The sequence below is a fragment of the Pseudomonas graminis genome, assembly GCF_900111735.1.
GTDB classification, from domain to species: Bacteria; Pseudomonadota; Gammaproteobacteria; order Pseudomonadales; family Pseudomonadaceae; genus Aquipseudomonas; species Aquipseudomonas graminis.
The window spans coordinates 119,613-141,850 of sequence record NZ_FOHW01000009.1 but is presented as its reverse complement, the minus strand read 5'-3'; the positions used below and the strand labels follow the sequence as shown (position 1 = coordinate 141,850).

At 61.5% G+C, this 22,238-nt stretch carries 17 protein-coding genes; 16 read left to right on the top strand and 1 reads right to left on the bottom strand.

The window, feature by feature from the left end:
- Positions 1-28 precede the first annotated feature (28 nt).
- The 3 genes from BMY98_RS09480 to BMY98_RS09470 are packed head-to-tail and all read left to right on the top strand — an operon-like array spanning position 29 to position 1,216.
- Complete coding sequence (locus tag BMY98_RS09480) at positions 29-292, top strand: hypothetical protein (protein WP_074887849.1); 264 nt, start codon at positions 29-31, stop codon at positions 290-292.
- A gap of 13 nt (positions 293-305) precedes the next feature.
- Entirely contained in the window at positions 306-662 is a 357-nt protein-coding gene (locus BMY98_RS09475; protein WP_074887846.1) for an immunity protein Tsi6 family protein, read from the top strand.
- Between the two features lie 5 nt (positions 663-667).
- Positions 668-1,216: an HD domain-containing protein gene (locus BMY98_RS09470; RefSeq protein WP_074887844.1), complete on the top strand. Its 549-nt coding sequence runs from the start codon at positions 668-670 to the stop codon at positions 1,214-1,216.
- A gap of 561 nt (positions 1,217-1,777) precedes the next feature.
- On the opposite strand, the gene BMY98_RS09465 is transcribed toward BMY98_RS09470, so the two are convergent.
- The gene (locus BMY98_RS09465; protein WP_139214459.1) at positions 1,778-2,290 is read right to left on the bottom strand and encodes a hypothetical protein; all 513 of its coding nucleotides are present in this window, start codon (positions 2,288-2,290) and stop codon (positions 1,778-1,780) included.
- Positions 2,291-2,958: 668 nt separating this feature from the next.
- Here BMY98_RS09465 and BMY98_RS09460 point away from each other — a divergent pair.
- From BMY98_RS09460 to tssM, 13 genes are all read left to right on the top strand, one after another.
- The gene (locus tag BMY98_RS09460; protein WP_074887839.1) at positions 2,959-3,708 is read left to right on the top strand and encodes a hypothetical protein; all 750 of its coding nucleotides are present in this window, start codon (positions 2,959-2,961) and stop codon (positions 3,706-3,708) included.
- 69 nt (positions 3,709-3,777) lie between these two features.
- Positions 3,778-4,311 carry a type VI secretion system contractile sheath small subunit gene (gene tssB / locus BMY98_RS09455; RefSeq protein ID WP_062387737.1) on the top strand — a complete coding sequence of 178 codons (534 nt, stop codon included), beginning with the start codon at positions 3,778-3,780 and terminating at the stop codon, positions 4,309-4,311.
- A 14-nt stretch (positions 4,312-4,325) separates the two neighbouring features.
- Positions 4,326-5,828, top strand: coding sequence for a type VI secretion system contractile sheath large subunit (tssC, locus tag BMY98_RS09450; protein WP_074887836.1), 1,503 nt, complete (start codon positions 4,326-4,328; stop codon positions 5,826-5,828).
- A 27-nt stretch (positions 5,829-5,855) separates the two neighbouring features.
- Positions 5,856-6,338, top strand: a complete 483-nt coding sequence (tssE, locus tag BMY98_RS09445) for a type VI secretion system baseplate subunit TssE (RefSeq protein WP_065988945.1) — start codon at positions 5,856-5,858, stop codon at positions 6,336-6,338.
- Positions 6,338-8,170 carry a type VI secretion system baseplate subunit TssF gene (tssF, locus tag BMY98_RS09440; protein WP_074887833.1) on the top strand — a complete coding sequence of 611 codons (1,833 nt, stop codon included), beginning with the start codon at positions 6,338-6,340 and terminating at the stop codon, positions 8,168-8,170. Before tssE ends, tssF begins: the two co-directional genes overlap by 1 nt.
- Positions 8,134-9,204 (top strand): type VI secretion system baseplate subunit TssG, encoded by a 1,071-nt coding sequence (gene tssG / locus BMY98_RS09435; protein ID WP_074887831.1) that lies wholly within the window; start codon positions 8,134-8,136, stop codon positions 9,202-9,204. The genes tssF and tssG overlap by 37 nt, the downstream gene beginning before the upstream one ends.
- A complete protein-coding gene (gene tssH, locus BMY98_RS09430; RefSeq protein WP_074887828.1) occupies positions 9,201-11,798 on the top strand; it encodes a type VI secretion system ATPase TssH in 2,598 nt (865 codons plus the stop codon). The genes tssG and tssH overlap by 4 nt, the downstream gene beginning before the upstream one ends.
- 38 nt (positions 11,799-11,836) lie before the next feature.
- Positions 11,837-12,610 (top strand): type VI secretion system lipoprotein TssJ, encoded by a 774-nt coding sequence (tssJ, locus tag BMY98_RS09425; protein WP_074887825.1) that lies wholly within the window; start codon positions 11,837-11,839, stop codon positions 12,608-12,610.
- Positions 12,603-13,946, top strand: coding sequence for a type VI secretion system baseplate subunit TssK (tssK, locus tag BMY98_RS09420; protein ID WP_074887821.1), 1,344 nt, complete (start codon positions 12,603-12,605; stop codon positions 13,944-13,946). The genes tssJ and tssK overlap by 8 nt, the downstream gene beginning before the upstream one ends.
- Complete coding sequence (gene icmH / locus BMY98_RS09415) at positions 13,943-14,740, top strand: type IVB secretion system protein IcmH/DotU (protein ID WP_074887818.1); 798 nt, start codon at positions 13,943-13,945, stop codon at positions 14,738-14,740. The genes tssK and icmH overlap by 4 nt, the downstream gene beginning before the upstream one ends.
- A 30-nt stretch (positions 14,741-14,770) precedes the next feature.
- Positions 14,771-18,709 carry a type VI secretion protein IcmF/TssM N-terminal domain-containing protein gene (locus BMY98_RS09410; RefSeq protein ID WP_074887815.1) on the top strand — a complete coding sequence of 1,313 codons (3,939 nt, stop codon included), beginning with the start codon at positions 14,771-14,773 and terminating at the stop codon, positions 18,707-18,709.
- Between the two features lie 55 nt (positions 18,710-18,764).
- Positions 18,765-19,691 (top strand): type VI secretion system-associated protein TagF, encoded by a 927-nt coding sequence (gene tagF, locus BMY98_RS09405; RefSeq protein ID WP_074887812.1) that lies wholly within the window; start codon positions 18,765-18,767, stop codon positions 19,689-19,691.
- On the top strand, positions 19,688-22,183 hold the full coding sequence (tssM, locus tag BMY98_RS09400) for a type VI secretion system membrane subunit TssM (RefSeq protein ID WP_074887809.1): 2,496 nt from the start codon (positions 19,688-19,690) through the stop codon (positions 22,181-22,183). The genes tagF and tssM overlap by 4 nt, the downstream gene beginning before the upstream one ends.
- The last annotated feature ends 55 nt before the right edge of the window (positions 22,184-22,238 follow it).

Genomic DNA, 22,238 nt, shown 5'->3' with positions numbered 1-22,238 from the left:
TAGCAAGCAAACTGGAGCCCTACGAACGATGACATTCAGCAACACTTACGTAAACCGCGAAGAAATGTTCTCCCTGGGAGTCGAAGAAACCTCAGGCCAGTTCTACGTATCCTTCCCCGTAAGCAGCGGCTTTGTGGACTACGCAGAATATTACGCAATAGACCAACAAATGTTCGAACGCTTCCAGCACGATCTCGCCTCAGCGGTTCAATTCGTCAACCGCTGCCGCCGGCGAGAGCTGGACGAATTATTAATGCAGAAGCCAGGTTCGAACCGAGGCAGCGCGATCTAGCAAACGCGGCCGCATGACAGGGAGCGACGAATTGAAAAAAGCCATCGACTCCATCGACGAAGCCATTGCGATCACCCGCCAGAGGGAGGCATCGTGTCCAGCGTTCCCCCTTTACGCAAGCTCGCTGATCCAACTCGACTTCATCAGAAACATTTTGTTGGGCACCGAAAAAGATAAGAGCCGCCTGCACAAATTGACCATTGGTGCGTGGGCCGGGAAGGAGTTCGAGGAGACGGATCCGGAGCTTGCCCATGCACTCGGCATCGCTTACTACATCGGCATCCAGATCGGTCGCGGTTTAAAAATCAAGCTCCCCGACGGCCAGCCCCTGGAAAGCCTTCACCGCCCATCTCCCCCATCTCAGGAGTGAATTGATTGACGTGCACCGACCTGCAGCATCTCTACAACAAAGCCTGGCTGTTCGCTTCTCACGCCCACGTCGGGCAGATGATGAAGGGGTCAGATCTGCCGTATACCACCCATGTCGCGATGGTCGCCAACGAGCTGATTTTCGCGGACCGGGAAAGTGACATCGGTGATCTCTCCATCGCGATGCCTGCCGCGCTTCTGCACGACGTGATCGAGGACACCGCGATCTCGGAGGAGGCATTGGCTGAAGTGTTCGGCGCCGCTGTCGCATCGACCGTCGCCTGCCTGAGCAAGAACCTGATCGTGCCCTTCTCGGATGAGCGCTATTTCCAGGCAATCGCCGCGCATTCCCGGGAAGCGGCGGCCATCAAATTGTGCGACCGGATCACCAATCTCCAGTCCGCGCCATCGACGTGGTCTCTGGAAAAGCGCGCGTCCTATCACGAGGAATCTGCGCAGATCCTGGCGGCGCTTGGGCATACCAATGAGTATCTGAATCGCCGGCTCACGGATGCCATGGCGCGGTACAAATCTTTGTACGTTGAAGGGCCGTGAGGGAGTCCGAGGTCCTCATCGCGAGCAACCTCTCACAGTTCTTGCGTCCAACGCGCATCTTCGGTGCCACCTGATCCCCTGCAGGAGCGCGCTTGCCCGCGAAATAGCGGTGTGTCAGGCAGGGCATCCGTCACAGGCAGATTGCTTTCGCGGGCAAGCGCGCTCCTACAATGGATCTTCGCAGCGCACACCATCGTCGGCGTTCACGCAATCCGTAGAAGCCGGCTTGCCTGCGAAAGCGGTGTGTCAGGCGAGGCATCCGTCACAGGCAGATTGCGTTCGCGGGCAAGCGCGCTCCTACAGGGGATTTTCGCAAAGCACACCACTGTCGGCGTTCACATGATCCGTAGGAGCCGGCTTGCTGGCGAACGCGGTGTGTCAGGCTAAACATTCGTCACAGGCAGATTGCCTTCGCGGGCAAGCGCGCTCCTACAGGGGATCTTGGTAACGCATGCAATCCTCGGCGTTCATGCAACCCGTAGTGGCTCTGAAACGAACATATCGACTGACACACTGCCTTCGTGAGCAAGCTCACTCCCACAGAAACCAGTCAGTCAGTCACTAAATATCCGGCCCGAGCGGTGCGCCAGACGCAATCACGGTCACATACTCATCAAACAACTGCACCTGACCACCGACCCTGCTCCATCCCCGATACGATTCCGCGTCCCTCCTGTAGCGGGCAAAGGCTTCCGATTCCGGCCCTTCCGCGAACAGTGAAGCGATGGCTGCGTTCTGGAAGTACCAATAAATTCCGTCACATTGCTCGGTGGCTTTAGCGCTGGAAAGGTCGATCGCCCTGGACCGCCATTGAGCTGCAAGCTCACGTCCCTCTTCCCGAGAAGCGTCTGGCATCGCTCGCCAGCCAATTTTCTCGGCGTCGTCCACATAGGCGTGATACCTGGCGAGTAATGCCTTATCTCTTTCCCAGACCGAAGGACAAGCGGGCGGCGGCGTCGCGAACGCACCAGGCGCCGGACAAACCGGCAACCCGCTCAGAAGTTGCTGCACCCGCGACAACGGCTCCTCCTGCCCCCGCTCCTTGCCGTCGGCAGAAGCTGACTCTGACTTCAACCCTGGCACAACCTCCTCCGCCCGCCCCGCGCGCCCCAGCCCCCCCCCCCTCAACCAACCTCGCACTTCCATAGCCCGCTTCCCTCAAAAACCCGTACACAAACACGAGGCTCAACCCAAGCCATCGACCCAAGCCACGCCCCGGCAAACTACACCACCCAGCCCCCGAGAGAATCCAGACGCCACACAAAAAACCACAGATTCGTCCCCCCTCCCGCAAGGCGTTTTTGCATCGGTTTTCCTTAGTTGCCCGCTTAGTTCACATCAGTCGGTGAACCGGTTCACCTTTCCGCCCTTTTCTCTAAAACTGTCAAAAGGATCCAATAAAACCCTGCAGCCCTTGAACCACAAGGCCTGGAGCCATTTTCAAGCCCACCGCAATGATCGTAATGGCCATAAAGCATCATTGCGGCCTGTATCAAATGTGAGAAAAACTTCGCGTCTGTAGGAACTTTCCCACACAATTAACTGCCTGAGCTGACACTGCTGGCTACTAGCTATCGGTGTTCGGCCACGTTTCACGCGCCTAATCTTCGCAGCGAGTTTTCGGGATGACGTTCATCCGGACTGCTTCTCGAGAAGGTGTGCCAGCCGGGCAACGCGTATCTCTTCACGCTGTCTCGTCGCATTCGCCGCATTGTTGAGAAAGGTTCAGGGACGATGTACCCATGACTCAAACGTTTGACGTAGAAGCACTCATAAAGCTGCGCAGCCAGACCCGGGCTATTTCCGACGTGCTTAAAGCACAGGCGTCCGATTACCTGGCCACGCTGGCGCTGTTGATTCGTCCCCAGAATCTGTTCGGTGAGTACCTTCAGGGTGCCCAGCGCAGCAGTGGCCGGGAGACCCAGCATCACTTCAAGGAACTCAAAGAGCTGTACGACAGGATTGGTTCGGCGTCTCCGTTCCAGTTGGTCAATGAGATGGAAGTGCCGCTGAACCTGATCAGCACCACGCCCGAGCTGTTTCCGCTGGAATACGACAAGGTCTTGGCCGACAGCGGTCAGACCATCCGCATCACCAGCCCGACGCGCTGGGTGATCGGCTTCAATTCCTTTGATCTGGCGCGCTTTCGCAGCGTCATCAAAGACCCTAACCGCAGCAGCGCCGAGTTGTACCGCTTCGTCGTGCACTACCTGGTGCTTTTTTATTGCGTGAGCAAGTCACCGGGCCTGAACCGTCTGTTCGACGGTCTGCGTTTTCCGGTGAGCTTCGAGCGACTGAAGGATTTTGGCGACTTGCCGTTCTGCGTGATCAGCTCCCCGGTGCGCTCGACGCTGCCGGACGACTCGGTCATTCGCAGCAGCACGCAGATTGCCGGCAACGCCAGTTTCGAAGAACTGGTGGGCCAGGACAGCATCATGGAAATGAAAGATGAGATTCGTCAGCGCCTGCTGATGACGATCGAAGGACTGTAAAGCACTCGGCTCAACGTCGAGCCGACACGCAAAATGACTTGCAGCGAGTTGCTCGCACAGGAGAACACGATGGCGAAGAAGGAAAGTACCCAGCACAAACTCGACCGCGTTCGCGCCCCTCGGGTCCACATCACCTACGACGTCGACATCGGCGATGCTCAGGAAAAGAAAGAGCTGCCCTTTGTCGTCGGCGTGCTGGGCGATTTTTCCGGCAACCCCCTTGAGCCGCTGCCCAAGCTCAAGGATCGCAAATTCATCTTCATTGACCGCGACAACTTCAATGGCGTGCTCAAAGGCATCAAGCCGCGCCTGGCCTATCGCGTCGACAACACCCTGGCCAAGAACGGCACGCAGCTGGGCGTCGAGCTCAACTTCAACGCGCTGGAAGACTTCGAACCGCAGAACGTGGTCAAGCAAGTCGAGCCGCTGCGCAAGCTGCTGGAAGTGCGCAACAAGCTCGCCGACCTGCGCAACAAAATGGGCGGCAACGACAAGCTCGAAGAGCTGTTGATGGACGTGTTGCAGAACACTGAAAAGCTGAAAACGCTGGGCAAGGAATTCGGTCGTGAAGCCGCCGTTCCCGCCACCGACGCCAAAGAGTAAGCAGGAGCACGACCATGAACGACAAACAAACCGTGGCCCAGCCGGACACTGATCTGGTTGAAGTGGAAAACTTCGCCCCGCAGTCTTCGCTGCTCGACAGCATCATTTCCGAAAGCCGTGTCGCCCGCTCCGAAACTGAACGCACCCGCACCCGTGATCTGATCGGCGAGCTGGTGGGTCAGGTGCTGGAAGGCGAAATGACGCCAAGCAAAGACCTGATCGCCGTGCTCGATGCGCGCATCGCCGAGATCGATTCGATGCTCTCCGAGCAGATGAACGAGATCATGCACGCCCGTGAATTCCAGCAGCTTGAAGCGTCCTGGCGTGGCCTGAAATACCAGGTCGATCAGACCGAGACCAGCACCACGCTGAAGATTCACCTGCTCAACGCCTCGAAGAAAGACCTGGTCCGCGACCTCAAGGCCTCGTCGGAATTCGACCAGAGCGCGCTGTTCAAGAAGATCTACGAAGAAGAGTACGGCACCTTCGGTGGCGCTCCGTTCGGCATGCTGCTGGGTGACTACGAGTTCAACCGTAACCCGGAAGACATGTACCTGCTCGAAGAGATCTCCCACGTTGCGGCCGCCGCCCACGCGCCATTCATTTCGGCTGCGTCGCCCGAGCTGTTCGGCTGGGACTCGTTCACCGACATGTCCGGCCCGCGCGATCTGGCGAAGATCTTCGACACCGTCGAATACGCCAAGTGGAAGTCCTTCCGTAACTCCGAAGACTCCCGTTATGTCGGCCTGACCCTGCCCCACGTGCTGGGTCGCCTGCCGTATGGCCCGGATACCACCCCGGTCGAAGAATTCAACTTCGTCGAAAGTGTCGATGGCCGTGACCACAACAAATACCTGTGGATGAACGCTGCCTACGCTCTGGGCACTCGGGTCACCGACGCGTTCTCGCGCTACGGCTGGTGCGTGGCAATTCGTGGTGTCGAAGGCGGCGGTCTGGTGGAAGGTCTGCCGACTCACACGTTCAAGACCGATGACGGCGAAATCGCCCTCAAGTGCCCGACCGAAATCGCGATCACCGACCGCCGCGAGAAAGAACTCTCCGACCTCGGTTTCATCCCGCTGGTGCACTGCAAGGGCACCGACTACGCGGCGTTCTTCGGCACCCAGTCGACCCAGAAGCAAAAGCAGTACAACACCGACATCGCCAACGCAAACGCCCGTCTTTCGGCGCAGTTGCAGTACATCTTCGCCACCTCGCGTATCGCTCACTACATGAAGGCGATCATGCGCGACAAGGTCGGCAGCTTCGCTTCGCGCAAAGACGTCGAGATGTTCCTCAACAAGTGGCTGTCCAGCTACGTGCTGCTGGACGATACCGCCAGCCAGGAAGCCAAGGCCAAGTTCCCGCTGCGTGAAGCCCGCGCCGAAGTCTTCGAAGTACCTGGCAAGCCTGGCGTGTACAAGGCCGTGACGTACCTGCGTCCGCATTACCAACTGGATGAGCTGACGGCGTCGCTGCGACTGGTCGCCGAATTGCCGCAATCCACACGCGGTTAACCGGTCCGGATCTGCCAGGGAGGCAACATGAGTAGCCAACACAAGCTGTTGCCGTCACTGCTGGACCGGTTGCTGGACGACCGTCCGCACCAGTCCGTTGAAGCCTCGGCGCAACGCTTGTGTTCGCTGGCCGATTACAAGGCCAGCATCGTGCGTGACCTGGAGATCCTTGTGAACACCCGTCAGTCACTGGTGGCTGGCGAGCTCGCCGGTTTCCCGCAACTGCCCGGGACGATCCTCGATTACGGCATGCCCGATTTCACCAGCAAAAGCGTGCTCGACCCCCAGGACCGCTATCTGATTCAGCAGCAGCTGGAGAAGGCGATTTCCGACGGCGACCGGCGCTTTCGCAGCGTCAAGGTACAACTGCTCGCACAACAAACCGGCCAACGCATGCTGACCTTTCGCGTTGACGCCGTACTGCGCCTGCAAGACATCTCCCGTCAGGTTTCTTTTGACGCGGTGTTGCAGGTCAATACCCAGGAATACACAGTACAGAACCTCAACTGATGCTCGACGACCTGCTCCCCTATTACGAAAAGGAACTGTCGCACCTGCGCTTTCTGGGCCAGGAGTTCGCGAGCCAGTACCCGAAAATCGCCTCCCGGTTGCTCATCGAGGGCGATAACTGCGAGGACCCTCACACCGAGCGGTTGATCGAGGCGTTTTCGTTTCTCGCGGCACGGGTGCACAAGAAGCTCGATGACGAGTTTCCGGAAATCGTCGAGTCGTTCCTTGAGGTGCTGTACCCGCACTACCTGCGCCCAACCCCGTCGATGTCCATCGTCGAGTTCACCCTGGGCAAGAACGAGAAAGTCACCGACGCCTATCGCGTGGCGCGTCACACCGAGATCCACGCCACGCCCATCGACAGCGTGGTGTGCAAGTTCCGCACCTGCTACCCGGTCGACCTGTGGCCGATCAGTGTCCAGCAGGCTTCGTTCGTCGAGATGGAACGCTCGGCGTTCAACGGCCACAGCGCTGACCTGGTGGCGCGTTTGCGCATCGGCCTGACGGCGACCTCCGACGTATTGTTCGGCCAGATGGAACTGGACTCTCTCCGCTTCTTCCTCGACGGCGAAAGCACGCTGATGCTGCAGCTCTACGAGTTGCTCTTCAACAACCTGGCCAAAGCCACGCTCACGTTCGAAGACGAAGGCCGTATGCGCGAAGTGGCGCTGCCGGCCAACGCGTTGAAGGCTGTCGGCTATGGCCTGGATGAAGGGCTGGTGGATTACTCGGAGCGTTCATTTCTGGGCTACCGGCTGCTGCACGAATACTTCACCTTCCCGGACAAGTTCATGTTCTTCGACCTGTCCGGTTTCGGTCGGATACTGGCGGGCAAGGCCCTGGGCAAAGTCGAGATCAATTTCTACTTCTCCGACTACGACCTGCACGACCGGCTGGCGCGCCTGACCCAGAACATCGGCCGCGCCAACTTCAAGCTCAACTGCACGCCGATCATCAACCTGTTCCGTCAGCAGGCCGAGCCGATCACCCTGACCCATGCGCAGCATGAATACGCCATCATTCCGGACGTGCGCATGCAAAACACGGCCGAGGTGGTGTCCATTGACCAGGTGCGCCGGGTCAAGAAAGTCGGCGGGCTGGAGCAGGTCACCAGCTGTCATCCGTTCTTCGAGCCGCGCGCCGATCAGGGGCCGGGCAACAGCTTCTGGATCGCCCGCCGACGCCCCTCCCAGAGCCGGCAACGGGACGGCACCGACATGTTCATTCGGGTGGTCGACCGGGATCTGGAGCTGATCAACTCGGCCAGCGATACCTTGAGTATCCGCCTGACCTGCAGCAACCGCGACCTGCCTTCACTGCTGCCCTTCGGCGGCGCGCGCGGGGATTTCAGTGTCCCGGCAGGCTCGGTCATCGACGACATCCGCTGCCTGCGCAAGCCCACCGCCTCGGTGCGCGTGCCACTGGGCAACGGCGTGATCTGGCGCCTGGTCTCGCACCTGTCGTTGAACCACATGTCGCTGGTCAGCAAAGGCCGCGACGTGCTGTTGGAATTGCTGTCGCTTTACAACTACCGCAACACCTCGGCGATCCGCAAGCAGATCAACGGCATCGTCTCGGTGAGCAGCGAGCCGGTGGTCGCGCGGATCGGCCACCCGCGTCCTAACTTCGTGCGCGGCGTGGGCATCACCCTCAAGTTCGATGAAAGCCAGTACACCGGCAGTGGCGTGTTTCTGTTCGGCATGGTGCTCGACCATTTCTTCGGCCAGTACTGCTCGATCAACAGCTTTACCCAATTAACCCTGCGCACCTTGCAGCGCGAAAAGAGAGTGGTCCAATGGCCCCCGCGAACCGGCGATCAACCCCTGGTCTGATCGACCAGGCACGGGCTGAGCCGCACCGATTCGAATTCTTTCAGTTGGTGCGTTTGCTCCGCCTGCATTACAGCAGGAACGGGCGAATGGATCTGCAGACGCGGCCCCATGAAGACCCGTTGCGCTTTCGTTCGCAGCTGTCGCTGAATTTCCCGGCGAGCGAAGTCAGCGACCTCAAGTTCGAGCGCGAGGGCAAGGTGTCTGCGGCCGGGCTGCCGCTGACCGAAGTGCAGGTGACGTTCATGGGGCTGGTCGGGCCGTCCGGCGTGTTGCCGCGCCCGTACACCGAGCTGTTGCTGGAACGCCACATTCAGTACCGCGACGACGCCGCCCACGCGTTTCTTGACGTGTTTTCCCATCGCATGACCACGCTGTTCTACGAAGCCTGGCAGAAATACAAGTTCTACATCGAGTACGAGCGCAATGGCACGTCGGACTTCGATCGCTACCTGCTGCACCTGGTGGGTTTGGGCCCGCAGGCGCAGAAGCAAAAGTTCGGCCCTGAAGGTTCGCCCTTGCGTCGTGAGCTATTCAGCTATTTCTCGGGGATGTTTGCGCAGAAGCCGCGCAACGCGCTGAACCTGCAAGTGATGCTGAGCTTTTACTTCTCGCTGCCGTTCAAGGTGCGTCAGTTCGCCGGGCGCTGGCTGAAACTCGACGTGAGCCAGTGCACCCAGTTGGGCCGCAAGAACGCCGCCCTCGGGCAGAGCGCCGTGGTCGGCAACCGGGTCTGGGATTACCAGTCCAGCGTGCGCATCGACATCGGCCCGTTGGCGCTGGGCGACTACCAGCGTTTTCAGCCCGGCACCGAGGACTACCAGAAGCTGGTGGAACTGGTGCGTTTTTACGTCGGTGCGCACCTGGATTTCCAGATCGCGCCGACCCTCATGCGTGAAGCGGTGCCGCTGGCAAAAATCGGCCGTCAGGGCAACGTCGCGCTGGGCTGGCTGGGCTGGTTGAAACGTCCGGGCGCCGATGTCGAACCGGCCCGTTGTGCTCTTTTCCATATTCCTTTTGATGGGGTCTCACTGTGAACCTGAAGTCGCTGTTCGCCAAACTGAACGAAACCAGTCGCACAGCCACAGAAGGCGCTGCCGCCCTGTGCTTGTCAGAAAACCATTACGACGTTGAAGTCGAGCACCTGCTGCTGCAGCTGCTGGAAAACAACGACAACGATTTGCCGGCTATCCTGCGTCATTACGACGTGGTTCCCGAGCGCTTGCAGGCGCAGTTGGTCACGGCCCTGGGCACCTTCAAAAAAGGCAACACGCGCACGCCGGCCCTGTCGCCGCACATCACCCGGATGATCGAACAGGCCTGGGTGCTGGCTTCCATCGAATTCGGCCAGAGCCAGATCCGCACCGGTTACCTGATTCAGGCGTTGCTGGACGATGACGAGCTGCACCGCGTGGTCGTCGCCTCGGCGCCGGAGCTGGAAAAAATCAACGCCGACGACCTGCGCGTCAACCTCGCCGCGCTGGTGGAAGGCAGCCCGGAATCCGGTCTGGCCAGCCCGCTGGAAAGCCCGAAAGCCGCGAGCGGCCGCACCGTTCAGGGCAACGGCAAGACTCCGGGGCTGGATCAGTACACCATCAATCTGACCCAGAGCGCTCGCGACGGCCGCATCGATCCGGTGCTGGGCCGCGAGTTCGAAGTGCGGCAGATGGTCGATATCCTGACCCGTCGCCGGCAGAACAACCCGATCCTCACCGGTGAAGCCGGCGTGGGTAAAACCGCGGTCGTCGAAGGCCTGGCGTTGCGCATCGTGCAGGGCGACGTGCCGTCGGTGCTCAAGGACGTGGCGATTCACACCCTCGATCTGGGGCTGCTGCAAGCCGGCGCCGGGGTCAAGGGCGAGTTTGAGAACCGCCTGAAGTCAGTCATCGAAGAAACCAAGCGCAGCCTGCACCCGATCATCCTGTTCATCGACGAAGCCCACACGCTGATCGGTTCCGGCGGTCAGGCCGGGCAGAACGATGCCGCCAACCTGCTGAAGCCGGCACTGGCCCGGGGCGAGTTGCGCACCATCGCCGCGACCACCTGGGCGGAGTACAAAAAGTACTTCGAGAAAGACGCCGCCCTCGCCCGCCGCTTCCAGGTGGTCAAGGTCGAGGAGCCGGACGAAGACAAAGCCATTTACATGCTCCGTGGCCTGCTCGGCAAAATGCAGGAACACCACAAAGTCACGGTGATGGACGAAGCGCTAGTGCAGGCCGTGCGCCTGTCCAACCGCTACATCACCGGGCGTCAGTTGCCGGACAAAGCCGTCAGCGTGCTCGACACCGCCTGCGCCCGTGTGGCCCTGGCGCAGTCGGCACAGCCCGGCCCGCTGGAAGACCGCAAGCGCCAGATCGACAACGTCCAGGCTGAGATCGCGGTGCTGGAGCAGGAAGCCGCCAAAGGCAGCGACCACTCCCGCCGTCTCGCTGCACTGAACGAGGAGTTGCAGAGCGTTCAAAAGACTCGCGAGACGCTGGAGCAGCAATGGCAGCGCGAGCTGGATCTGGTCAAGAAACTGGCTGAACTGGGCAGCGTCGAGACACCCGATGTCAGCGAAATTTCCGCCGTGCGCGCCGAGCTGTCAGCCGTTCAGGGCGAGCAGCCGCTGGTCCACGCACTGGTCGACGGCGGCACCATCGGCGAGGTGATTTCCGGCTGGACTGGCATCCCGCTGGGCAAGATGCTGCGCAACGAAATCGACACCGTTCAGCGCCTGCCGGCACTGCTGGGCGAACGTGTGTTGGGTCAGGATCACGCCCTGGCGGAAATCGGCAAACGCATCAAGATCTCCCGCGCACGCATGGAAGACCCGAACAAGCCCATCGGCGTATTCCTGCTGCTGGGCCCGAGCGGCGTCGGCAAGACCGAAACCGCCCTGGCGCTGGCCGACACCCTGTACGGCGGTGAACGTAACGTCATCACCATCAACATGTCCGAGTACCAGGAAGCCCACACCGTTTCCAGCCTCAAAGGCTCGCCGCCGGGTTATGTCGGTTATGGCGAAGGCGGCGTGCTGACCGAAGCGGTGCGGCGCAAACCCTACAGCGTGGTGCTGCTGGACGAAGTTGAAAAAGCCCACCCTGACGTGCTTGAGCTGTTCTTCCAGGTCTTCGACAAGGGCGTGCTGGACGACGGCGAAGGTCGCGAGATCAACTTCCGCAACACGGTGATCATCCTCACTTCCAACACCGGCACCGATCGCATCATGCAGCGCTGCCTGAACACCACCGAGCAGCCGACCCCGGACGAGATCGTCGAGGACCTGCGCGACGAGCTGAACCAGGTGTTCAAGCCGGCCTTTCTGGGCCGTCTGACCATCGTGCCGTACTACCCGGTTCAGGACGAGATTCTGGAGCGCATTGTTGCCCTGAAGCTGGAGCGCATTCGCAAGCGTTTCGAGCGCAATCACCAGGCCGTGCTCGGTTACGACGAGGCGCTGGTCAAGGCCATCGCGGCGCGCTGCACCGAGGTCGACAGTGGCGCACGCAACATCGACAACATTCTGTCCAAGACCCTCATGCCGGAACTGTCCCAGCACGTGCTGGAACGCATGGCCCAGGACAAACCGATTCAGAGCCTGAACATCGAGCTGGGCAGCGATGGCGGTTTCGCCTACCGACTGGTTTGAGCTGGCTGGATCGATCGAGCATTCATAGGTATGCAGTCATGAATATGCGAAACAGGGAACGTCTTTGCGCCGGGGCTGGCTGGGCCACCCGCGTGGCCCTTCTGACGGTCGTGATGGCGCTCACCGCCTGCGGCATCACCGACCGCGCCAGCAAGCGCGTCGATGACACGTGGGCCGGCGACATGCTGTTCGGCGACAAGGAAAAAGTCATCCTCACCGCCGACGGCGGCAACCAGCTCAACCCCGATGAAAGCGGCCGGCCGCTGTCGGTTGTGCTGCGGGTCTATCAGCTCACGGCGCTTGAGCGCTTTGCGTCCATCGACGCCGATTCGCTGTGGGACAACCCGCAGCAGGCCCTCGGCAACACGCTCATCGACAGCCAGGAAATCACCCTGCTGCCAGGCATGGGCCAGATCGACCAGTGGCCGCTGAATACGGCTACTGGTTATGTCGGCATCGCTGCGTTTTTCCGCTCCGACGAGAAGAGCCACTGGAAAGTCGCCTTCGACGCCAACTCCCTGCGCAAGGACGGCATCTGGTTTTCCTCCGACGGCCTGCGCGTGCTGGTCGACAACAACCACGTGCTGGCGGTGCGCGGTCAGGATGTGCTGAACAAGCCGCAGACCGAGGCGCAGTTCGCCAAAAGCAATGTCATGCCCTCGCCCTCGCCCGCCGCCAATGCAGGCAATCCGTCACTGACTCAACAGGTGCAGGACGCAGCGGTGCAGAAGGCCCAGGACACAGCGGTCGACTCCGCTCAAAAAGGCGCGCAGTCAAAGTTCGATTCATTAGTGGAAGGCGTTCATGAGTAAGCAAAGCCGCGTGATGTGGTCCGAAGGCATGTTTCTTCTGCCACAGCACTTCCAGTACCAGGATGAATTCCATCAGCACCAGCTGAGCGAATCGACGCTGCGCGCCACGCCCTTCCATTGGGGCGTGCAGGCCATGCAGATCGACGAAGAAGCGCTGGCCGGCGGGTCCCTGCAATTCAAGCGGCTGAAACTGGTGTTTCCCGATGGCAGCCTGTTCGACGCGCCGTCACATGATCCGCTGCCGGCTGCGCGGGATTTGCGCGAGTTGCTCAAGGGCAATGACTTCAAGGTCTACGCCGCCTTGAAGCTGCCTGAGCCGTTCGGCCTCAATTACGTCGAAGACGGTCAGGAGCAGAAAAACGCACGGCGATTCCGCAAGCAGTTCGACACCCTGCCCGACCTCAACGAAGGCGATCTGGAAAACGAAATCACCAGCCTGCGCCTGAACGTGGTCATGCTGATCGACGGCGACACCCTGGACGGCTACAGCTACTGCCCGATCGCGCGGCTGTCGCGCAACAACATCGGCGGCTTTAGCCTCGACACCCATTTCGTCCACCCCACCTTGCACCTGGGCACCCACGAAACCCTGATCGGCCTGGGCAAGCGTCTGCTCGGCGCCCTGCACTCCAAGAGCAAGGCGCTCTCCGGCCGCCGCCGCGAACGTGCCGACCAGATTGCCGAATTCGGCTCCAGCGACGTCACGCTGTTCTGGTTGCTCAACACGGTCAACCGCGCGTACCCGAATCTGGCCCACTTGCTGGCTCACCCGCGTCTGCACCCGGAGCGTCTGTACCTGTTCCTGGCGGAGCTGGCCGGCGGCTTGCTGACCTTTTCGCTGGACGTCGAGCTCAACGACATCCCCGAGTACAACCACCACGACCCGGCGGCGTCGCTGGTCACCCTGGACCAGATGATCCGTACGCTGCTGGACAACGTCATCCCGAACCAGTGCATCGTCATCAACCTGACCCAGACCAAGCCCTCGTACTGGCAGGGCCAGTTGCACGATCCGCGTCTGGTCGATGCCGACTTCTACATTTCCGTGCACGCCGACATGCCCGGCTCCAGCCTGCTGGAACTGGTACCGCGGGCGGTCAAGGTCGGCTCGCCGGAAGACATCGAAGTGGTGGTCAACAGCGCCATGCCCGGCGCCACGCTCAACCATTCGACGCGATTGCCCAACGCCATTCCGGTGCGTCTGGACAACCACTACTTCTCGATCGAACCCCATGGCCGGGTCTACGAACGCATGATGAGCGCCCAGGCGATCTCGTTCTACGCACCCAGCGCTTTCACCAACCTCAAGCTTGAACTGATGGCAGTACTCAAATGAGCGAAGCCGTAATGCAAGGCGCCATGGCCGCCGACCAGCCAAAACCGACCCTCAAAGACCTGGTGCAGGAATTCATCAGCATGGCGCTGATACTGCGTCGTGGCCGTCAAGTGACTTCGGTCAGCGCCTTCGAGGAGAGCGTGGACAGCTTCTTCGCGACCCTGGAGCGGGAAGCCCGCGCCTCGGATTACAGCGTCGAGCAGGTCAAGGACACGCAATACGCGTTGTGCGCGTTTCTCGACGAAAGCGTGCTGCGGGCCAAAATGCCCGAGGCGCCGGTCGTGGTTAAAGCCGACGGTGCTCCCCCTTCAGCCAACGCCGCACTGGCGGCGCCGGCCGAGAAGGTCAACGAGCTGCGCCGGCACATCGAAGTGTCGCCGCTGCAATTCCGCCACTTCGGCGTGCACCTGGCGGGCGAAGGTTTCTTCGACAAGATCGAGACCCTGCGCGCCGACGTCAAACGCAACCTCGACGTGCTGGAGGTTTATCACCTGTGCCTGGCACTGGGTTTCGAAGGCAAATTCAGCGTCGGTGAAGGCAAGGATCAATTGCGCTATCTGGCCAACACCCTCGGCCAGGATATCGCTCGCTATCGCAAGACCCCCAAGGCGCTGTCCCCGGACTGGGCGCTGCCGGATCAGGTCTCGCAGATGCTGCGCCACGAGGTGCCGGTGTGGGTGTACCTGGCGTTGATCGCACTGGTCTGTCTGGCGGTTTACCTGACGCTGGACTGGCTGCTGGGCAAGGACGTTGCCTTATTGTCCGAACACATCAGCCAATTGTTCAGTGCCTGAGCACTACTCGGGTAAGCGGGTCAGGAAGACATGAAAACACTACTTCGCGCTCTAAAAAGTTTCTGGTTCATCCTCATCGCGCTGTGGCTGGCGAGCCTCGTCGCGTGCGTGGTCGTGGCGACGCGCAGCCAATGGTCGCGGGAATACCTGCTTCAGGTCATGCTGGTGGTCAGCGCGTTCTATGTCTTCGTCGGAATATTGCGCCAGCTGCGACGCATGTCCGCGGAGCGAAATCTAGAGCGTCTGGTGCACCATGAAGTCGACCGCTCATTGCCGGCCGACGGCGATTTCCGCGACCAGCAAGTGCTGCGTGATCGCCTCAAGCACGCGATCACCATGCTCCGCGCCGATCGCTCGGCAGGCGGCGGCGGTTCGTCGGCACTGTATGAGCTGCCGTGGTACCTGGTGATTGGCCAGTCAGCGGCGGGCAAGACTTCGCTGCTGACCCGCTCGGGGCTGTCGGCCACCACCGCCGGAGGCCAGAGCAGTGGCGAAAGCGGCACCCGCCACTGCGACTGGTACTTCAGCCCTGAAGCGGTATTGATCGACACGGCCGGCCGTTACCTCAATGACGACCAGTCGGCGAGCGAATTCACCGCCTTCCTGCAACTGCTGAAAAAGCAGCGCAAGAAAACCGCGATCAATGGTCTGGTGCTGGTAGTCAGTCTGCCGGAACTGCTGGCGGCCACCGCCCAGGAACGTGCGGAGATGGCGATCCAGCTGGTCGCGCGCATCGAAGAATACAGCCGCAGCCTCGACGCCCATCCGCCCATCTACCTGATGCTGAGCAAGACCGACCAGTTGCCGGGTTTCAATCAGGCCTTCGACGGTCTGGACCTGAACGAGCGTCAGCAGCCGCTGGGCATGACATTCGCCCTGTCGGAAATCCGCACCCAGGGCTTGAAGACGGTCCTCGACAGCAAACTGAGGAACTTGCACAACGGCGTGCAGCGTCACGTCGATGCGCAGATGATCAGGCTCGGTTCCGACGCCAACAGCGCGCTGCTCAACTTCCCCAATTACTTCGCCGAGCTGTCCAGCGTGCTGGTGCCGTTCCTTGAGCACTTCACTCAACCGGCCAGCCACGGCAGCCCCTTGCTGCTGCGCGGCCTGTACTTCACCAGCGCGCTGCAGACCGCCGAGCAACTGAGCCAGGTGTTCGACGACGATCTCGCCGAATCCTTCGCTCTGCAGCCAGCCAGCGACGGCGCCCAAACCGCCCAGGCCAATGGCCGGAAAACCGGCGACCGCAGCTACTTCATCACCGACACCTTCCGCCGGGTGATCTTCCCCGATCGCGAGCTGACCTCGTATCAATCCCGCGACGGCCGCGACAGGTCCATGACCCCGGTGGTCATCGCCGCCGCACTGCTCGCAGGTTTCGGTTTCATCGGCTGGCAGGCGCTGTCGTTCCAGCACAACCGTGAGTGGATCGCCGCCCTGCAAGACAAACTGACCGAGCTGAGCGACGCCCCCGACCGTGCCCAGCGCATGGCCGCCGGTGAGGGCCTGGAGCTGCTGCGCCATGAACTGGCGCAAATCGAAAAACACCGCGCCAAGGGCGTGCCGCTGCAATTGAGTGCCGGCCTGTATCGCGGTGACGAAATCTTTGCTGCCGCGCAAACGGCCTATCTCCAGCAACTGCGCAGCCAGGCCCTTGAGCCGGTGGCGCTGAAGCTGCAAATGCAGATGCGCGCGTTCAACGAGTTCACCAAATCCGTGGACCCTCAGAACGAACTCGGTGCCACTGCTGGTAAGTCAAGTGACAAGCCCGGCAGCAAGACCGGCAAAGGCCAAAAGCTGGTGGATCGCGGCGTGCGCAGTTTGACTGCCACCACCGGCAAGCCGAGCCTGAGCAGCATCCCGCGCAGCGTCGGTGATGTCGGCAGTCGTCTCAAAGGCGCCGTGCGCAGCAACGTGACCAAGACCCGCGAAGCCGCCCTTGCCGATCTGCGTAATCCGGCCACGGCCAGTGACGCAGCGGAACTGTCGGCCACCACCGGCGGGCTGTCGTTGTCCGAAGAAATGCTAGGGCGCCTGGATGAGCAACAAGTGGCCTCGATCATCGAGTCCTACAACTCGCTCAAGCTGTACCTGATGCTGACCCAACCGAGTGCGCACTCGGACCCGGAATTCGTCAGCGCTGCTCTGCCCGTCGCCTGGAGCAACACCGCTTCGGCGGACAGCCCGGTGAGCGATGAAGTGATCGCCGACAACGTGCCGATGTACGTGCAGTTGCTCAAGACCGGACAGGCCCCTGCCCTGCCCCGCAATGATCAACTGGTCGAAGAAACCCGCAGGAGCCTCAAGTCGTTCATGATTTCCAGTTCGCTGGTGGACCGTGAATACCTGCGCCTGCAACTGGAAGCCAGTCGCCAGTTCCCCGCCGTGGGCCTCAACGAGCTGGTGCCGTTGCCCGGCCGTCAGTTGCTCTATGGCAGCGAGGCGGTGCCGGCAATCTTCACCCGCCAGGGCTGGGACGGTTTCGTCAAACCCGAGCTGATCAAGCTGATGTCGAGCAACCTGCGCAACGAGTCCGACTGGGTCCTGGACGGCGACGGCGGCGACAGCATCATCCAGAAAGCCAACTTCATGCGCGAGTTCATGGCGCGCTACAAGCGTGACTACGCCCAATCCTGGTACACCCTGCTGAGCAGCATCGGCGTGCGTCACTTCACCGACATGGCCAACGCCACCCAGCAGTTGTCGCTGCTGAGTGACGTGCAGAACTCGCCAGTGAAAATCCTGCTGTCCGGGGTCAACGACAACACCCAGTGGGACGTGCCCGCGCCCCAGGTCAATCAACAGGCCGGCACGCCGAAGCCCGATGATTTCTGGAGCAAGGTCACCGGGCTGGTCAGCGGCCCGCAAGCGCCGACCGCTGCCATGCTCTCGCCGCTGCCTGCGGTGGATGACGGCAGCCTGGCCCAGCGCTTCGAGCCGGTGTCGCGGGTCTTCGCGACGCAGAACGCTGAAGGCGCCGACAGCACGATCATGGATCGTTACCTGGCGGCACTGCGCAAACTGAAAGTGCGGATGAACAACATCCAGCGCTCCCAGGACGTCGGCAAGAGCAGCAAGCAGCTGATCAGCGAAACCCTGGAAGGTCAGCCGAGCGAAGTCACCAACGTGCGCAACTACGTCGAGACCACGGTAGACAGTAGCCGGGGCAGCTTGTCGGAATCGCTGCAGGGCCTGTTCAGCCTGCCGATCCAGTTCGCCTGGGAAACCCTGCGCGACCCGGCCGGCCAGCAGATCGCCAAGGCTTGGGCGCAGCAGATTGCCAAGCCGTGGGAACAGGTCATGGCGCACCGTTACCCGATTGCCGCCGGCAGCCGCAACGAAGCCTCGGTGAAGGACCTGCAGCGTTTCGTCGACCCCGAGTCCGGCCTGCTGCCGAACTTCAAGCGCAACGAAATCGGCAACCTCTCCGGCGGTGAAGGCTTGGGCATGAGCAGCGGCGCGAAGGCTGCGCCGCTGGTCAACCCGAACATGGTCACCAGCATCGACAAGGCCAGCTCCCTCGGCCAGGTCATCGCCAGCCTGTCGGACAAGGAAAACGGCTTCGAAATCATGCTGGAGCCGTCGGCGTTTTTCACCGACATCATCTTCACCCTCGACGGTCAGGTGCAGCATTACCGCAACGGCAAAACCAGCTGGAGCCGCTTCTCCTGGCCGGGCACCACCACCGCACCGGGCGCACGTCTGGACGTCGTCACCCTGACCGGCGAACGCATCACCGTGTTCGACTACCCCGGTCGCTGGGGCCTGCTGCGCATGAACGACAGCGCGCGGGTTGATGACCTCGACGGCATCCAGCAGCGCTTCAGCTGGAACACGGCCAACGGTCAGGTCAGCCTCGCAGTGAGAAACTACGGTGGGGTCAAGCTGACCGACCTGGCCAACGTCAAATCCCTGAGCGCGCTGAACACGCCGTCCAAGGACGTGGCGCAAGGATCGGCGAAGTGATGTGCGCGGTGCTGGAAGTTCAAAGCGGCGTTGTGAGCGGTCAGGAGCGCCGTCGATGATCGGCTGCTTCGGGAAAATACCGTCTAGCGCAGACTTCGTCAGCCTCCATGGCGCAGGCGAGGACGTCTGCGAGTTCGACGGCTGGCTGCAGGCGTCGCTTGCGGCGATTCATTCGCAGGAAGACTGGCAGGCGCGATTCGATCGCCTGCCGCTGTGCTTCTTCTCGTACCGCGCGCGCTCGGGCAACTGGTTGCTGGGCGGGCTGGTCAGCTCGATGGATTCCAGCCAGCGCCGCTACCCGCTGTTCATCTTCCAGACCGTGAAGGCAGTCGATGGCGAGCCGCTGGTCAACCCGTTCACCCTGAGCGAGCTGTTCTGCGCGCAGATCAAGCCGCTGCTGCACCTCGGCGCCCAGGGCGAACAGTCGGCGGTGCTGTTCGAGCGGATCAAGGCGCTGCGCCCGTTGCAGGGTCAGGACTTCGCGTTGTTCCGCCAGGTGCACGAGAAATTCCTGCGCAACTTCAGCCTGCGGGACATTGCCACGGCGCTGGGTCACTCCTGGCCGGAATTCGTCACCAATGCCGTGCTGACCCGGTTGAATGCGCTGCGCCGCCCGCTGAACCTGGCCCAGGCGCCGTGCATCAGCCTGCCGCTGCCGGCTGAACGCGGTTTGAAAAACCCGACAGCGGACCTCTGGGTGGACTGGCTGACGCGGATGAAAACCGGCCGTGTGTCGCCCCAGGTCAGCGTGCTGGCCGACGACTTCATGCGGCCCAGGCTGTTGTGCTTCCCGTCGCGCAGCAACACCGGCCTGTACGCGGCGCTGACCGATCCGGCCGGGCGCAGTGAGCATTACGACGTGCTGGCGGACTTCGCGGCGTTCGATGAACACCACCGGCCGCCCCAGTTTCCCGACACCGACCGCCCCCTTTTTGACGTCATCGACCGTTTTGTCGACGCGCTGGATGTGAAGTCTGTATGAACAAGCTCAAGTATTACCTGCTGCGCTACCAACCCTACATTCTGGGAGTGTGCTTCTTCCTGACGATCTTCATCGTCTGGGGGCTGGGCCGTGCGCTGGACTTCAGTTCCCTGGGCAGCCTGCTGACCGGCATCGCGGTCTTTCTGCTGCTCTCGATCGGCTACGTGCTGTTTCTCTACCGGAGCAACTCGCGGCAGCACAACCTCGAAGGGCTGCTGCGCGACGACGCCGATCAGGCGGTACTGAACGCAAGCCCCGCGGACCGGGAAGAAGTCAGCCTGCTGCGCGAGCGCCTGCTGCAAAGCATCGATCGCCTGCGCAGCAACACGCCCCGCGGCACTCGCGCCAAAGACGCGCTGTACGCCCTGCCGTGGTATCTGGTAGTCGGTCAGCCAGCCGCCGGCAAGAGCACCATGCTGTATCAATCCGGCCTGAACTTCCCCTACGCCGAACGCGAAGGCGTTCGCGTCGCCGGGCTGGGCGGCACGCGCAATTGCGACTGGTTCTTCAGCTCCGAAGCGGTGCTGCTGGACACCGCTGGACGCTACATGACCGATCAGGAAGAAGCCGGCAAATGGCGCGGCTTCCTGCAGCTGCTGCGTCAGCACCGCCAGCGTCGTCCGCTCAACGGGCTGATCGTGACAGTAAGCATCCACGACATTCTGCAGGCCTCGCTGGAAGATCAGGAACGTCTGGCCAAGCGCCTGCGTGAACGCATTCAGGAGACCTATTCGCTGCTGGAAGTGCGCCTGCCGATTTACCTGGTGTTCACCAAGTGCGACCTGGTGCCGGGCTTTGCGCCGTTTTATCGCCAGCTGGACGAAGTGGCCCGTGGCGAAGTCATGGGCAAGACCTTCACCCACAAGGACTATGAAAAAGCCGACTGGGCCCAGCGCTTCGGCGTGGCCATGGACGAACTGGTCAACTACTGGAAGGAAGTCGCCAGCCAGCAATTGGTGTTGCAGGACATTCAGATCACCCGTCGGGATTCGGCGGTGTACCGGTTCCCCCTGGAACTCGCCGCGCTCAAGCCTCGGCTGCAACTGTTCGTCGACGCCCTGCTGCGCGCCAATCCTTACCAGAACGCCGAGCTGCTGCGCGGTTTCTACTTTACCAGCGCGCTGGATGCCGACGCGCCGGAGCTGGGTGGCCATACCCGTCAGGTCAGCGAGCGCTTCTCCCTCGAAGCCGAACAAGCCGCCGCCATCGGTCACGCCCAGCCGCAGCCGCTGTTCATCAACAGCCTGTTCCGCAAGGTGATCATCCCCGATCAGCATCTGGTGGCGCTGTACACCAGCAATGTCCGCGAACGCCGTCGCAAGGCCGCCTGGATTGGCGGCGCCAGCCTGATTGCGCTGCTGCTGTGCGGCGTATGGGGCTGGTCGTTCTGGAACAACAAGACCGAGATCCAGACGCTGTCGTCTGAACTGACCGCCGCTGCGGCCCGGGACGATGGCACGCCGGGGCAGTACACCGACTGGCAAACCCTTGACCGTCTGCGCATCGGGACCGCCGACTACTACGCGCGACACCATGATCAGGGTGTGCCGCTGCGCCTCCGTCTGGGCCTCTATCAGGGTTATAACGTCGAGCCGCTGGTGCGTGCGCGTTATTTCAACCGACTGGAAACGGTCATGCTCAAGCCGACCGCCGACAACCTCACCCGCTCGCTGTACCTGCTGACCACGATCAAGGTCTACCAGCGCAACGCCAAAGACCTGATGCCGGTGACCGGCGTTGACAGTGTCGAGCCGCGCGCGCTGCCCAACGACAACCGCGCGCAGTCCATTGCCGACTTCGGCAAGGCGACGCTGGAGACTTACGTTCAGCTCTCGCGCTCCCAACGGGAAAAAGCCGATCCGGCCTTCCTCAAGGCGAAGATCCCTGACTATTGGTACCCGGCCATCGCCAAGCAGACCGGCAAAACCATCGGCGCTGCCGGCGCTGCGACGAATTCGGGCACGGACTACGAGCTCGCCAGCCGCCAGGTCAATTTCTACAGCGACCAGATCCACGAACCCGACGTGCCGAGGATTCTCGACAACGCGTTCCTGACGTCGAGTTCGCGCAATTACATCAACAGCCTGCTCTCGCAATCGCTGCGCTCCATCGAGACCATCACCCTGGAATCGGACACCCTGTTTGCTTTCGGCCGTGCCGATTTCCAGAGCCTGAAAACCGAGGGTCAGGGTCAGCTGAGCGCCATCGCCGGCAAGCTGCTGAGCACGCCGAACATCGGCAAGATCATCATCGCCGGTCACGCCGACCAGCTTGGCGATCGCCAGGGCAACCTGCAGGTGTCCAGGCAGCGGGCGCAAACCATCAAGACCTATCTGGTCGGCAAGGGCGTGCCCGCCGAGCTGGTGGAAGCCGTGGGCGAAGGCAGCGAGAAGCCGCTGGTCAAGTGCGACATGCAGCAGCCGCGTGCGCAGCTGATCCAGTGCCTTGAACCTAACCGGCGCGTAGAAATCGAGGTGCGTGCGCTTAACTGATTGCGCGCAGGCACCTGAAGAACCCGGCGCCCGGGCCCTGTTGTACGAAGGCCCG